This window comes from Dictyobacter arantiisoli, assembly GCF_008326305.1.
GTDB classification, from domain to species: Bacteria; Chloroflexota; Ktedonobacteria; order Ktedonobacterales; family Ktedonobacteraceae; genus Dictyobacter; species Dictyobacter arantiisoli.
This window is the reverse complement of sequence record NZ_BIXY01000094.1, coordinates 14955-29607: the sequence shown is the minus strand read 5'-3', so window position 1 is coordinate 29607 and position 14653 is coordinate 14955. Positions and strand designations below refer to the sequence as shown.

The 14653-nt window shown below is 50.6% G+C and carries 9 protein-coding genes and 1 pseudogene; 9 read left to right on the top strand and 1 reads right to left on the bottom strand.

The features are described 5' to 3' along the window. The 6 genes and pseudogenes from F1593_RS23220 to F1593_RS23195 form a co-directional block, all read left to right on the top strand. A pseudogene (locus tag F1593_RS23220) lies at positions 1-604 on the top strand (RNA-guided endonuclease IscB); the annotation flags it as partial. Positions 605-650: 46 nt separating this feature from the next. Next, entirely contained in the window at positions 651-2102 is a 1452-nt protein-coding gene (gene proS / locus F1593_RS23215) for a proline--tRNA ligase (RefSeq protein WP_149403947.1), read from the top strand. A 115-nt stretch (positions 2103-2217) separates the two neighbouring features. Further along, entirely contained in the window at positions 2218-3978 is a 1761-nt protein-coding gene (locus tag F1593_RS23210; RefSeq protein WP_149403946.1) for a proline--tRNA ligase, read from the top strand. A gap of 73 nt (positions 3979-4051) precedes the next feature. Next, positions 4052-4543 carry a GNAT family N-acetyltransferase gene (locus F1593_RS23205; RefSeq protein WP_149403945.1) on the top strand — a complete coding sequence of 164 codons (492 nt, stop codon included), beginning with the start codon at positions 4052-4054 and terminating at the stop codon, positions 4541-4543. Positions 4544-4626: 83 nt separating this feature from the next. Then, entirely contained in the window at positions 4627-5790 is a 1164-nt protein-coding gene (gene argJ, locus F1593_RS23200) for a bifunctional glutamate N-acetyltransferase/amino-acid acetyltransferase ArgJ (RefSeq protein WP_149403944.1), read from the top strand. Positions 5791-6414: 624 nt separating this feature from the next. Continuing rightward, positions 6415-7815, top strand: a complete 1401-nt coding sequence (locus tag F1593_RS23195; RefSeq protein WP_149403943.1) for a putrescine aminotransferase — start codon at positions 6415-6417, stop codon at positions 7813-7815. A gap of 336 nt (positions 7816-8151) precedes the next feature. Here F1593_RS23195 and F1593_RS23190 read toward each other — a convergent pair whose 3' ends face one another. Further along, a complete protein-coding gene (locus F1593_RS23190; protein WP_149403942.1) occupies positions 8152-8430 on the bottom strand; it encodes a hypothetical protein in 279 nt (92 codons plus the stop codon). A 327-nt stretch (positions 8431-8757) separates the two neighbouring features. On the opposite strand from F1593_RS23190, the gene ade reads away from it, so the two are divergent. Genes ade through F1593_RS23175 form a run of 3 tightly spaced genes read left to right on the top strand, consistent with a single transcriptional unit; the run spans position 8758 to position 14448 of the window. After that, positions 8758-10503, top strand: coding sequence for an adenine deaminase (ade, locus tag F1593_RS23185; protein ID WP_149403941.1), 1746 nt, complete (start codon positions 8758-8760; stop codon positions 10501-10503). Between the two features lie 6 nt (positions 10504-10509). Beyond that, complete coding sequence (locus tag F1593_RS23180; protein WP_149403940.1) at positions 10510-11478, top strand: FAD binding domain-containing protein; 969 nt, start codon at positions 10510-10512, stop codon at positions 11476-11478. After that, on the top strand, positions 11479-14448 hold the full coding sequence (locus tag F1593_RS23175) for a molybdopterin-dependent oxidoreductase (RefSeq protein WP_149403939.1): 2970 nt from the start codon (positions 11479-11481) through the stop codon (positions 14446-14448). Positions 14449-14653: the final 205 nt, after the last annotated feature.

Below are 14653 nucleotides of genomic sequence, written 5' to 3'. Positions count from 1 at the left end.
AAACATGGAACGGAGTGTGTCAATGACAATTGACTGCAGTATTGAGGAGCCGTGTGAGGCGACAAGTCTCACGCACGGTTTTGAAGCCGAGCGGAGAGGGCGACCTCTTCGCTTAGGCAGCGCGCTCTTTGAACGTCTGAAGGCCACAGGGTTGCCCGTGGAAACAGGCTCTGGCGGCTTAACCAAGTTCAATCGAACAACAAGAGGGCTACCCAAAGAGCACTGGCTTGATGCAGCTTGTGTCGGGAAGAGTACCCCTGAGACATTACAGATCAAGCATGTGTTCCCTTTCGTGATCACCGCGAAAGGGCATGGCTGTCGGCAGATGTGCAATGTGGGCGAGATTGGTTTCCCTTGTTCAAAACCCAAAGGAGCGAAGACCGTGCGAGGATTTCAGACCGGGGACATGGCCAGGGTGATTGTCACGACGGGCAAGAAGCAAGGTACCTATGTTGGGCGTGTCCTGGTCAGAAGCACTGGTTCCTTCGATTTAAGCACCAAACAAGGACGCATAGCAGGACTCAACGTCCGATTTTTTACGCATGTGCATCACAGCGATGGCTATAGTTATACAAAAGGAAGTGGGCATTCCTCCCCGGCCTGAAGGCGCGAGGCTTCCTGCCCATCTTATATGTGAGAAAGGGACTTATATGGTCAACGAAGAAAAGTACGTTGAGGATATCACCGATCAGGATGATAATTTCTCTAAATGGTACAACCAGATTGTACGTAAAGCCGAACTGGCCGATTATGCACCGGTACGCGGCTGTATGATTATTCGTCCATATGGCTATGCTTTATGGGAGCACCTTCAGCATACGGTGGATACGCGTTTTAAAGAGAATGATGTTGAGAACGCGTACTTCCCACTGTTGATTCCTCAGAGCTTTCTGCAGAAAGAGGCTGAGCATGTCGAAGGCTTTGCGCCTGAGGTGGCCTGGGTCACGCGTGGTGGTGGCGAAGAATTAGAAGAGCCGCTGGCTATTCGCCCTACCAGCGAGACCATCATTGGACATAGTTTCTCCAAATGGATTCAAAGCTATCGTGATCTGCCTTTGATTATCAACCAGTGGGCGAATGTGATGCGTTGGGAGAAGCGTACTGCTCTGTTCCTGCGTACCTCAGAGTTCCTCTGGCAGGAAGGCCATACCGCGCATCGTACGCTGGAAGAGGCAGAGGCGCGTACACGCTTGATGTTGGATGTCTATCGCGCAGTGGCGGAAGAGGATGCTGCGATTCCTGTGATTGCCGGGCGCAAGAGCGAAAATGAGAAATTTGCCGGTGCCCTGCGCACCTATTCCATTGAAGCTATGATGGGCGATGGTAAAGCGCTTCAATCCGCTACCAGCCACAATCTCGGTGATAATTTTGCACGTGGCTTCGATATTCAATATCTGGATGCCGATAGTCAGCGCAAATATTGTTACACGACCAGTTGGGGCATGAGCACACGTATGATCGGTGGTCTGATCATGGTGCATGGCGATAAGTCCGGCTTGATCTTGCCACCCCGCCTGGCTCCCTATCAGGTTGTCATCGTACCTATCTGGCGCAAGGAAAAAGAGCGCGAGGCTGTGCTGGATATGGTGAACCGCGTCGAGAAAATGCTCAAAGGCAAGGTACGCGTGAAAGTAGATCGTAGCGATAATACTCCGGGCTGGAAGTATAACGAATGGGAGATGCGCGGCGTGCCGGTTCGTATGGAGATCGGTCCACGTGACGTCCAGAACAACAACGTGATGCTGGTGCGCCGCGATAACCGCGCCAAAGAGCCTGTCCCCGTTGAGGCATTAGAGACACGCCTGCCAGAGCTCTTAGAAGAGCTTCAGAAGGCCCTTTATCAGCGTGCCCTGGAGTTCCGCGAACAGAATACCCATACCACCGAAAGCTATGACGAGTTCAAAGAGATCATTGCTGAGAAGCGTGGATTTGTACGCGTTAAGTGGGCCGAGGACAGTGCAGCCGAGACAGCGATTAAAGAAGAGACCAAAGCTACCCTGCGCGTGATCCCTTTCGATCAGCCCGAGGGTGGCGTTCAGGGTAAGTGCATCTACACAGGCAAGCCAGCGACCTGTGAAGCCATCTTTGCACGTTCTTACTAGAGTCCTGGCGGCGAGAAGAAAAGAGGGGAAGTAGGGGATATACCCCACAGGTGCCCCCGAAAAGCCTCTTTTCTTTCCTTACCCCGTCTTGTAGGACGGGAGTTTGAGAGCAGATATGCGATATTCACAGTTATTCACCACTACCTTGCGGGATGCGCCGCGCACATCAGAGGGTGTCAATCAGGAGCTATTAGTGCGTGCAGGTTTCGTGCGCCAGTTGACATCGGGCGTGTATAGCATGTTGCCACTCGGCAATCGCGTCATCCAGAAGATCAGTGCGCTTGTGCGTGAGGAAATGGACCTGGCCGGAGGTCAGGAGGTCACGATGCCCGTTATCCAGCCAGCCGACATCTGGGAGACAAAGCCTGCGAATGGCGGGCCATCGCGTGCTGAGAGTGTGGATACCCTGTTTCATCTGGAGGATCGCAAGGGACGCGCTATGGTGCTGGGTCCGACCCATGAAGAGATCGCTACCCTGCTCGCCCAGGAATTTATCCGTAGCTATCGCGATTTGCCCCGGCTCATCTATCAGATTCAAGTCAAGTTGCGTGATGAGCCTCGCCCACGCGGTGGACTCTTGCGTACCCGCGAATTCTTGATGAAGGATCTTTATAGCTTCGATGCCGATGCCGCGGGTATGGACAAAAGTTATCAGCGGATGTATGAAGCCTATCATGCCATCTTTCGTCGCTGCGGCCTGCGCTTTATCGCGATCCAGGCTGACAGTGGTGCCATTGGCGGCAAAGATTCGCAAGAGTTTATTGCCCTGACCGATGCTGGCGAGGATGATGCGGTTCAATGTACGAACTGCGGCTATGCGGCCAATACCGAGAAGGCTGAGTTTGTACGCGAAGAACTGGCTGGCGAAGCTGAAGCTGCTCTGACAGAGGTGTATACTCCTGCGTGTAAGACAATTAGTGACCTGGTGGCGTTCTTAAACGTTCCTGTAGCCAAAACCATCAAAGTTGTCTGCTATGGTAGTGGCGACAAATTATACAAATTATACATGGTCGTGATTCGAGGCGATCTTGAGGTCAATGAAGTAAAACTCTTCAGCGCACTGCGACAGGTTGATGTGCAGGTGAGCGATCTTCATCTTGCCACTGCTGAAGAGTTACAGCATGCTGGTATCATTCCAGGTTTCACTTCACCCATTGGCAAGGGGCCAGAAATTTTTATTTTGGCTGATACCTCGCTGAAGACCGGGAACAATTTTGTGGCCGGGGCTAATCGTGTGGACTATCATCTCAAAAATGCCAATTATCCACGCGATTTTCGGATCGATGCCTGGGGAGACGTCGCTGGCGCTTATGATGGCGCTCGCTGTGTACAGTGTGGTAGTCGCTTGCATACGCTTCGTGGCAGTGAGCTGGGCCATATCTTTAAGATTGGTTCTCGCTATAGTGATTTGTTCGGGGCGACCTTTCTGGATACCCAGGGTAACGAACAGCCATTATTGATGGCCTGTTATGGTATGGGTATTCACCGCATGATGGCGATTGCAGTTGAACAGTTTCACGACGAAAAAGGGATCATCTGGCCCTTCGGGATCGCCCCTTATCAGCTGGCCCTGGTAGGATTGGATCTGGATAAGGGTGAGAATGGTCAGATTGCTGAACAATTGTATCGCGATCTCCATGCGGCAGGGGTGGAAGTGCTCTTTGATGATCGTGCAGAGAGTGCCGGTGTCAAATTTAATGATGCTGATTTGATTGGCCTGCCTTTGCGAGCTGTATTGAGCAAGCGTTCTATCAAGAATGGCGGTATTGAGCTCAAACTGCGTTCCCAAAAGGAGAGCCGCATCGTCCCACTGGCGGAGGCGGTGTCGGTTATTCTGGCTGAGATACAGCAAGGGTATGCTCATCAGGAATCATGATATGTATCTTCATTTTTCATAAGTAGTAGATCGGTATCTTTTTACAAGCAATGGGCTTAAGGGAAAATCACAAGTGGAAATTACCATTCGTGAAGCACGTCTGGAGGATAGCTCCGCTATTGCGGCTATTCATCGGGCGCTTGGTTGGTCTGAACATTTTAATGGAGAGTCATTCTCTGAAATACAAGCAGAAATGGAAGAGCGCCTGGCGCGCTGTGTCAAAGAGCAGACGCATACGATACTCGTGGCGCTAAAAAGCGATTCTGCTCGTGAAGAGCGCGTCGTTGGATATGTTTCTGTTCACTGGTATCCTCATCTCCTGCGGGGAAGCGACGGTTATGTCTCAGAACTGTTTGTCCATCCTTCTGAAACTGGTCAGGGCATTGGCGGACAATTACTCGCTACCATTGAGGACTATGCACGTGAGCGCGGCTGTGAACGTCTGCTGCTCATGAATCGCCGTATTCGTGAGTCATATACGCGCAAATTTTACGCCAAACATGGGTGGGAAGAACTAAGCGACGCGGCTTTTTTCTCTTTAAGCTTATCAACTGCTTCATCGTAAGTAATAGCTTGAAAATGCTCTGCTGCATTAGCATCGTGTAGATAAAGGAAAATTGCTCATAGTAAAAGAAAGGAAAGGTGTTTATGCAATCGCTCCCTTTCTATCCACAAGGTTTCCGCTCCTGTGCGAAGAACATCGGCATTAGAGATACGACCCTGGATTTTACCGTGATCGCCTCGGATGTCCCGGCGGCGGCGGCGGCAATGTTTACGCAGAGCCGCTTCTGTGGCGCTGCGATTACCGTTGGTCGTGAACATGTAACCGATGGTCAGCTCCAGGCCTTTGTCATCAATAGTAAGAACGCGAACGTCTCGACTGGAGCGCAGGGCCTGGCGAATATTCGTGAAATTGTCCAACTGGTGGCGGACGAGTTGCATATCGCTCCTCAGGATGTCTTGCCATCCTCCACCGGAGTGATTGGCTGGCAGTTACCCATGGATAAGGTTCGGGCTGGCATTCGAGGCTTTGGCACTGACATGCGTGAAGGACAACTGCATGTTTCAGCTCATGCCATCATGACGACCGATACACGTCCGAAATTGCATGCCCGCAAAATTGGCGATGCTGTCCTGGTTGGTATGGCCAAGGGTGTGGGTATGATCGAGCCCAACATGGCAACCATGCTCAGCTATTTTGTGACTGATGCCCGTATCCCTGCCGACCAACTCAAACAATGCCTGCAAGAAGTGGTCAATCTGACCTTCAATATGGTGAGTGTTGATACTGATACCAGCACCAGTGATACTGTAGCCATCATGGCAAACGGACTGGCTGGCGAGGTACCCCTGGCCGATTTCCGTCAGGCACTGCTTGAAATGGCAACCGAGTTAGCCAGAGATATCGCCAGAGATGGTGAAGGTGCCACCAAGCTTCTGGAAGTAACCGTGGAGCATGCGGCCTCCTTTGAGCAAGCTAAACGCGTCGCCAAATCAATTGTCAACTCACCACTCGTCAAAACCGCCATCTTTGGTACCGATCCCAACTGGGGGCGTGTCGCCATGGCAATAGGAAAGTGCAGCGAATACACAGACATCGTACCCGAAAAGGTCAGCATAGCCTTTGGAGATCTCTTGCTCTTCCAGGGAGATGCAGTAGATCAGGTGGATCTGGCCCAACTGAAAGCCTATCTGCACAACTCAGAAGTCACCATACACGTATCGCTAGGCATCGGAGACGCCCGAGCTACCGTCTGGGGCTGCGACCTCTCCTACGAATACGTCAGAATCAATGGCGAATACACCACATAACTACCAAACAACGGAGGCTCAATCCCTCAGAGTTGGGCTCTCTTGCTCTCCCAAACCGAGAAATCCCGGTCCCTCGGGATTGGGCTCATTCCTCACCGAACCGAGAAGGCCCGACCGCAAGGAGCGGGCCTTCTCGGTCTGGGGGGCGCCTGAACCGCAAAAATGCGCTTGCTTTATTTTCAAGCGTCGGCTATACTTGTCGGTAGTGAGATGAAAGCTGTCTCCATTCTAAAGAACGGTGTCTTATGAAAGTACCACCTGTATCAGGAACGCAAAAAGGCCGTTATATACCGAAATTCTATGTATTTCGGGGCTTCCACCTGTCAACATGCTATCCCTGAACCCTCCCTGCTGCATCCTCCCATAGTTAGTACACAATGTACTAACGCTCTTTTTTTCAATTCTTCTTTTAACCACCTCCAAATGTCTTTCCAATAGTCATTGGCTATACAAAGAATTGTAGGTTCTCTCATATCTATCTCTGTGGATAGATACGTTCATGCTCACAAGCCATGAGGTATAACCTCTGCCATTACGCTACAGGGATGACCTCAAGGTGCTGTCGATGTATGCGGATCGACGGTGGCATGTTTTGTTTTTTTCGCATTTCCGGAAAGGATTTTTATGAGTGCCGATGGTTTACTAAAGGCCCTGCACGACTCCCAGCGTTATCTAGATGTAGTACAGAAGCCTCAGTTGGGCAAAAGTGAGGCGGAGTGGTTGGTAGAAACGACGGTTGAAAATTTCGCAAAATACTACAACAGTGGTTTTATTGAGTACCGTAAATCGGTGGCTGAGGCTGGTGATTTCGCTTCGGTGGAATGGACTGGCCGTGGTGCTACCTTCAGAGATGTGTTGGGAAAAGAATATATCGATTGTCTGGGTGGTTTCGGCGTGTTTAATCTCGGCTGGGCTCATCCAAAAGTCGTTGGGGCCGTACAGGCACAATTACTCAAAAGTCCTCTACCCACGCAGGAGTTGCTCGATCCTTTGCGTGGTATGTTAGCACATTTACTGGCAGAGATTACTCCCGGGGATATTCAATATAGCTTCTTTGTTGGAAGTGGTACGGAGGCCGTCGAAGGGGCGATGAAGATCGCCAAGCTTTATACTCGTAAGAGTGGCTTTATTGCGGCTGTCCGTGGTTTCCATGGCAAGACGACAGGCTCCCTGGCTTTGACTGGTAAATCCATTTTCCGGCGTCCAGCGATGCCATTGCATAATAACATCTATCATGTGCCTTTTGGGGATGCCGATGCTGTGGAGCAGCAATTAAGGATCGCACGTGAGGTAGGCAATGATATCGCGGCTGTTGTCATGGAGCCAATCCAGGGCGAGGCAGGAGCGATTGTACCTCCTGATGATTTCTGGCCCTGCTTACGCCAGTTGTGCGATGAGTATGAAGTATTGCTGATCGCCGATGAGGTCCAGACAGGGTTGGGACGTACCGGCCAGTTCTGGGGGGTCGATCACTGGAAGGTCGCTCCTGATATTATTACCTCCGCCAAGGCTTTAGGTGGTGGTGTCATGCCTATCGGAGCTTTTATGGCCTCCCCTAAAATCTGGAGCGTCCTGAATAGCAATCCATTTATCCACACCTCGACCACAGGTGGCAATCCTCTGGCCTGTGCTGCGGCCATCGCAGCCATTAATGTCACATTAGAAGAAGGTTTGGTTGAGCAAGCCGCTGAGAAGGGTGATTATTTCATCCAGCACTTACAAGCCATTGCTGCACGCCATAACGATATCTATACCGATATCACCGGCAAAGGCTTATTAATCGGGCAGCATTTCGTCAATGACGATATTGGCTATGAAATCGCTGCTGGCCTCTTCAAGCGTGGCGTATTAATTTCTGGCACGCTCAATAACTCCCGCGTGATCCGCGTTGAGCCTCCCCTGGTGATTACAAAAGATGAGATTGATAGTGTGTTGAATAAACTGGAAGATACTATCCAGGCACTGCATACAACCATTGCGGGACCAGGCGTAACGCTTGTGCCTGCGCAAGATGTTGTGGCCTAGTCTGTCTTCGTCTTCAAGAAAGCTTTGGAACCTCCACGTTCAATGACGCGGAGGTTCCTTTCTTATTTAAGTATAGGTTATAGCTCACCGTTCTCAAGAACTTAGACAAATGGAGACAGGCTCCATTTGAGGTCTTGTTCCTGCTTCATCCTGGGCAGTTTCACCGCTCCTTTCAGAGTGGTCAGTGCTTCCCAGTCCACAAGCTTAAAATCCCGTGGAACTCACGGTACTCACTTGGTTATACCAATGCTGTTATTGTAACGGAGAACTCTTTCACTGTCAAGAGAATATCTGACCACAAAAAGAGAGATATGTCCATCAAACAAGAAACTTATTTCAACCCTCTTCTGCGAACGGCAGATTCTCTGGATGCTCTATGCGGATAACGTGCGATTGCTCTGAAGCCGTATTGATACTGTTCCGGGTATTGCTCGGTACTTCGTGGGCAGCCAAACCCTGTTCATAGCGTGTTTTATCATAATCGGAGCGCGTATGAGCCATGTTGTAGAGCAGCTTATCACACCAGTTGGCGATCATGGCACCGGCAATCGCGCCACCTGTCAGGGCCATTATTTTTAGAATTGCAGCACCAATATGATTGTCATTATTTTCCATCAGCGGGTCCTTTCGTTCATTGGCAAGACGCCAGCAACTATGTGCTATACAGGTATACGTTAGAGATGACCTGTGAGATTGAGCTATGGCAAACCTTTTGCTCATCCGATTGCTGTTTCTGGTACTTGCGTGCATCCATAATGGTTATCTCTTCAGGGTAAATTTAAGGAAAGTAAATCTATGTGTTAAAATCTGCTACTAAGTTTGATACAATGGGCATACTGCCACTGAGAGAAAATAAGGTGGAGAGAAGCCGTAAAAAAATGGATGAGATACAATACATAAGGAAGTAATCAAGGCAGCAGTCTTAAAAGAGTGAGGATACCAATGGATGACCTGCGAAGGCGTATTCAGATAGCGCGAGGGGAAAAGCCTGCGGATCTGTTATTGCGCAATGCTCAGTTAGTGAATGTTTGTAGCGGTGAATGTTATCTGGCCGATGTGGCGATTGCTGATGGCACGATTGTGGGTGTTGTCTCACATGCTGAGGAAGAGGCTGAGAGTTACCAGGCGCACGAAGTACGCGATTTACAAGGACGCTGGCTGTCTCCGGCTCTGATTGATGGTCATATGCACATTGAAAGTACTATGCTGACGTTGGCTGAATTCGCACGTCTGGTTGTCCCTCGTGGGGTGACATCCGTCATGCTTGATCCCCATGAATTTGCAAATGTATTGGGTGTCAATGGTATTCGTTATGTGCTTGAGTCGGGTCGAGGATTGCCACTGTCTTCGTATGTGATGCTTTCATCCTGTGTGCCTGCCTCAAGTTTTGAAAGTCCCTATCAGGTTTTATTGGCTGAAGATCTCTTGCCTCTGTTGGATGATGAGCGCGTGCTGGGATTGGCTGAGATGATGAATATTCCCGGTGTTCTGGGCGCGGATGCACAGGTTCTGGCGAAGATCCAGGTGACCCGCGAGCATGCCCTGGTAGTAGATGGGCATGCCCCAGGAGTCCGGGGACGTGACCTTAACGCGTATGCTGCGTCTGGCATTATGTCGGATCATGAATGTACTACTGCGGAGGAGGCACGACAACGCATTCGCCTGGGTCTGTGGTTGATGATTCGCGAGGGGTCGGCGGCGCAGAATCTGGATGCTCTCTTGCCTATCGTCCAGGAACTCCATCCTCCGCGAGTCTTATTTGTGACCGATGATCGCGATCCAGCGGATATTATGACACGCGGTCATATTGACTCGATGGTACGCCGTGCCATTGAGTTTGGTTTAGAGCCAGTAGAGGCTATTCGTTTAGCTTCCTATAATACAGCCCAGTATTTTGGTCTGGATAGGCGCGGCGCGATTGTGCCAGGCAATATCGCGGACCTCGTGGTGCTGGACGATCTCCGTACTTTCCAGGTCTCTGCTGTCTATAAAGATGGTCTCCTGGTAGCTCAGGATGGTCAGTTGGTGTCTGAGATTGTTCTGGAGCCCTCCCAGATCGCGGGCATAACTGGAACCGTTCATCTGGGTGATGTGACTGAAGCTGATATTCGGATTGCGGGCAAGCCGGGGCAGATAGAGGTTATCGGTATTGAGCCAGGGCAAATCACTACCCGGCATTTACAAGAGGAGGCGTCCTTCAGGGATGGTGAACTGATTGCTGATCCCGCGCGAGACCTGTTAAAGCTGGTCGTGTTTGAGCGACACCACGCCAGCGGACATGTTGGTCTGGGTTTTGTTAAAGGCTTTGGCTTACAGAAAGGAGCTATTGCTTCAAGTGTTGCTCATGATGCTCACAATATAGTTATTGCGGGTGTGGGTGATAGCGATATTATCCTGGCGGCGCGTGCATTGGAAGAGATGAGTGGTGGTTTTGTGTGCGTCGTTGATGGTCATGTGAGAGCAAGTGTGCCCTTGCCAATCGGAGGATTGATTTCGCCCCTGCCCGCCGTTGAGGTGGTCCAGCAGTTGAGCGCATTGGATGCTGTCGCCGCTGAACTGGGATGTTCTCTGGAGCATCCTTGTATGACTCTCAGTTTCCTCTCGCTTTCGGTGATTCCTTCTCTTAAATTGACGGATCAGGGATTAATTGATGTTGAAACATTTACTCGCATCCCTCTACAAAGGTAATTGCGTATGTTACTTGAGCTGATTGAATATCATTGGGCGGAGGATATCGACGAGGTCCTTCTCCTCTTAGGCCGTCTTGATGTCAAGACGGTCCCGCTGGCGGGCGGAACGTATTTATTGGGTTTGCATGATGACAGTATTGAATCTGTTGTGGATTTGCGCGATTTAGATCTGGCCTATATTTCAGAAGATGCACGCGGTATTCATATCGGTGCGATGACTACCCTGCAGCAGATGGTTGATTCTCCGCTCTTAAAAGAACTTTTTGCTGGCTTGCTAGCTCGTGCGGCAAAAAATTCTTCTTCGTCACGCCTCATACGCAATAGCGCCACTATTGGAGGAACTATCGCGACTGGTAGCGCTTCTCAGGCTGATTTGCTCACTGCGTTAGCTGTTTTGGATGCTGAGGTCGTCGTGCGTTCGGGATCAAAGACGCAGGTTGATCTCAAAGGTGGCTCCTATGAGCATCCTGGTCTGGCTCTGGCGGGTGTTGTGTACAAGGGAAAGCATGAGCGTCGTATCCCAAGTGGTGAGGTACAACTGAGCCGCCGGCCAGCAGAATTGATTATTGAGGTCGTGATTCCACGTCCCACTCTTGCTGTTGGAACCGCTTTGATGCGTGTCAGCCGTACACCGGCAGATGTTTCGCTCCTCCATGCGGCTGCCTTGATAGAAATTGATGCCCATACCTATCGTAAGGTACATCTGGCGCTGGGTGGTAGCAATATGGAGCCTGTGCGTCTCTATGGGGTCGAGCAGATGCTGGAGGGCCAACCTGTTATGAATCCTCTCAATAGTCAAAAACTTCTTACCATATTACAAGAAGGGATGGCGACCTTTCGTCCGCCAGCAGATATTCGTGCTAGCAGCAGTTATCGGCGTGTGAGTGGCATGGGCCTGGCGTATCGCGCACTGGAAGAGGCAATGAATGTCGCCTCCTGGCAGAACGTGATGTCATCTGAAAGAGGAAGTTAGATGGAACTGGAAGTACATATTAATGGTGTTATTGAGGGCCTGGATGCCGTTACCAATGAATCATTACTCTCATTGTTGAGACGTGAGGGATATAGTAGTGTCAAACGGGGCTGTGAGACCGGTGAGTGCGGAGCCTGTACCGTTCTGGTGGATGGCATCGCACGCCCCAGTTGTGTGATGCTGGCATCTCAGGTTGGTGGTTGTACTGTATCGACAGTCGAAAGTTTGGGCTCGGCAGAGAAGTTGCATCCATTGCAGTCGGCATTCGTTGAGGTTGGAGCTACCGGATGCGGCTTCTGTACATCGGGTATGCTGCTCTCAGCCTTTGCGCTTTTACAGAACAATCCCTCACCCACAGAAGAGGATGTCCGCGATGCTCTGTCAGGAAATCTGTGCCGCTGCAATGGCTATGCCAGACCGGTACAGGCGGTGCTCCGGGCTGCGGCCCTGTTACGTGGAGAGCGTGTAGAGCCTTTAGCTCATCCTACGGTTTCAGTGGATGAGGTGTCCTCGGTCGCTACAGAGCAGGTTGCCAGTGGCGAAAGCGGTAAGCATCCCATTTTGCAGACCAGTGCAGCCGCATCAGGCTCTGGTGGCGTGACGACAAAAATTCCTGTTATTTCTGCCCAAATGCTGGCTCCTTCAACCCCGGTCGTGCCAGCGCCGCGTACTCAATTACACGTCATCGGGACCGCGACAGCGGCACACCATGCGGTGAAGGCAGTGACGGGCAAAGGAACATTTGCTGGCGATTTTGAGCCACGCAAAATGGCCTATGCGCGTGTTCTTACCAGCCCTCACGCGCATGCGGTGATTAGCTCAATCGATGTCTCGCAGGCCAAAGCCTTGCCCGAAGTGTTAGCGGTTTTGACCTACAAGGATGTGCCACGTACCCCCTATGCGCGGATTGAACGTACTGGTGAGACATCTTTGCTGGATCAGTATTGTTTAGATTATGTGGTTCGTTATGTTGGAGATCGCGTTGCTGTGGTGGTCGCGGAAACTGCTGAAGTGGCTGAAGAGGCTCTACGTTTAATTAAGGTTGAATACGATGTTCAACCAGCCATCCTGGATCAGAGACGTGCGATGGAGCCAGGTGCGGTTCGCGTGCATGCGGAACGAGAGTCGCTGGGGATTGTGGATGCGGAGCGCAATATCGCAACCCGGGTCCGCACTGAAATTGGAGACGTTGAGCAAGGTTTTGCGAGTTCCGATCATGTTATCGAGACTGAATATCTTGTTCCTGCCATTCAACAGGCTCCTATTGAGAAATATACGGTTACCACATATTTTGATGCTGACGATTATCTGGTAGTGCGTACCAACAGTCAGATCCCTAACTATCTACGTCGTACACTGGCTCAATTGACGGGACTGCCTATGCGACGTATCCGCGTTGAGCAACCTGAGATTGGTGGTCATCTGGGCTTGCGACAGCATATAGAGGGCGAAGACCTGTGCGCCTTGTTAACCCTGGCAACGCGCCGACCTGTGCGCCTGGAGTATACTCGCGAAGATGAATTTAGAAGCAATCATGTACATCAGCAGTATATACTGCGCATGAAAACGGGCGTGCGTCGGGATGGTAAAATTCTTGCCAGCCAGATGGTTGTATTTGCTGATACCGGCGCTTATGGCACCCATGCCCTGACAGCCCAATCCCACACGGTACATGCTCTGGCGCTTTATCCTTGTGCCAATATGCGTTTCCTGGCTGAAGTGCTCTACACCAATCATGCTCCTGCCTCCCTCTCCCAGACGTATGAATTGCAACACGAATTCTTTGCCCTTGAGAGCCATCTGGATGATGTGGCGCGCCAGTTAGAGATGGATGCATTAGCTTTGCGCCGGCTGAATTGGTTACAAGCTGGTGCACGTTATCCTTTACCTCTCGCTGTCGGCGCCAGCAGAGGAATGAATACCATCATTGATAGCAAAGGTCTGTCTACCTGTCTGCAGTTGGTGGAAGAGAAGATAGGTTGGAAGACTAAGCGTAATCAAAGAAAGAATGATCGCTACCGCCGTGGTGTTGGTATCGCACTCGGTTTTTATGGGGAGCCTGGTGTATTGCCAGGTACCAGTGGTGCAAGCATCAAATTGAATGAAGAAGGTTCCTTTGAACTCTTCGCTGGCCGTAGCGAAAATGGTTCGCAGTTGACCACCTATTTAACACAGATCGCTGCCGAGGTTCTGGGCGTTACCACTGAAGATATTTTGTTACATGCCGCAGATACCAGTTCCACACCTTTTGAGAACAGTGCCAACGATGTAGTTTCGTTTTATCTGAATGGCAGCGCGGTCAAGAAGGCCGCCGAACAGATGCTGCGGCAGATCCTTTCTGTGGCTGGTCGCATCTTAAATGTGCTACCCGAAAGCTTGAAAATCAACCACGGCATCATCAAAGGAGCGCATGGGATGCAAACGACGCTGGAACAGGTCGCGCAGCATTCGCTCTACGTTGAGAATCGCCAGTTGATGACCACCTCGTTCTGGAAAGGTCAGACCTTCCCCATGACCTTTGCGGCTCAAGGGGTGGAGGTAGAAGTTGATGTAGAGACTGGTGGTGTGCGTGTCCTGAACGTTGTCACAGCGATAGATGCCGGTAATCCTATTAATCCCATGCTCTCTGAGGCTCAGATTGAAGGTGATGTCGCCCAGGCCCTGGGTTTAAGCCTGAGTGAAGAATTCTTCTATAACCAGGATGGTGTACCCTTGCTTAAAAGCTGGTCAGATGCTCATGTTTTTTCCGCCACTGAAATGCCTGAGTTACAGACCTATCTGGTCGAGTCGCATGAAGGTTCCGAATTGTTTGGTAGTAAGGCTGTAGCAGGTCTTGCATTCTATGGAGTTGCGCCTGCATTGGCTAATGCCATTCTGAATGCCGCGGACATCCGTATTCGCTATCTTGCTTTTACACCTGAACGTATTCTGCGGGCCATTCACGCTTATATGTCCAGGAAATCTGCTTAGAAATTTTTATAGAAAAGGCGCCTATTGCTCTCTTGTTGCCGCAATGGGTGTCTTTTTTTGGATGGTATCTTCCTCTCTAAAATCATTGAGTTAGACGAATATAAGTAAGAGAGTAGGATCTTCACTCTCTAAAATGCTAGCTTGAAATATAGAATAGCAGGTAGTTAAAAAGGAGAGGCCGATGACGTCTGGCACCGTGCTATGG

What these genes read in the sequence shown, in the direction of transcription:
- proS (WP_149403947.1), top strand. Translation starts at nt 651, where the DNA reads ATGGTCAACGAAGAAAAGTACGTTGAGGATATCACCGATCAGGATGAT.
- F1593_RS23210 (WP_149403946.1), top strand. Translation starts at nt 2,218, where the DNA reads ATGCGATATTCACAGTTATTCACCACTACCTTGCGGGATGCGCCGCGC.
- argJ (WP_149403944.1), top strand. Translation starts at nt 4,627, where the DNA reads ATGCAATCGCTCCCTTTCTATCCACAAGGTTTCCGCTCCTGTGCGAAG.
- F1593_RS23195 (WP_149403943.1), top strand. Translation starts at nt 6,415, where the DNA reads ATGAGTGCCGATGGTTTACTAAAGGCCCTGCACGACTCCCAGCGTTAT.
- F1593_RS23190 (WP_149403942.1), bottom strand. Translation starts at nt 8,430, where the DNA reads ATGGAAAATAATGACAATCATATTGGTGCTGCAATTCTAAAAATAATG.
- ade (WP_149403941.1), top strand. Translation starts at nt 8,758, where the DNA reads ATGGATGACCTGCGAAGGCGTATTCAGATAGCGCGAGGGGAAAAGCCT.
- F1593_RS23180 (WP_149403940.1), top strand. Translation starts at nt 10,510, where the DNA reads ATGTTACTTGAGCTGATTGAATATCATTGGGCGGAGGATATCGACGAG.
- F1593_RS23175 (WP_149403939.1), top strand. Translation starts at nt 11,479, where the DNA reads ATGGAACTGGAAGTACATATTAATGGTGTTATTGAGGGCCTGGATGCC.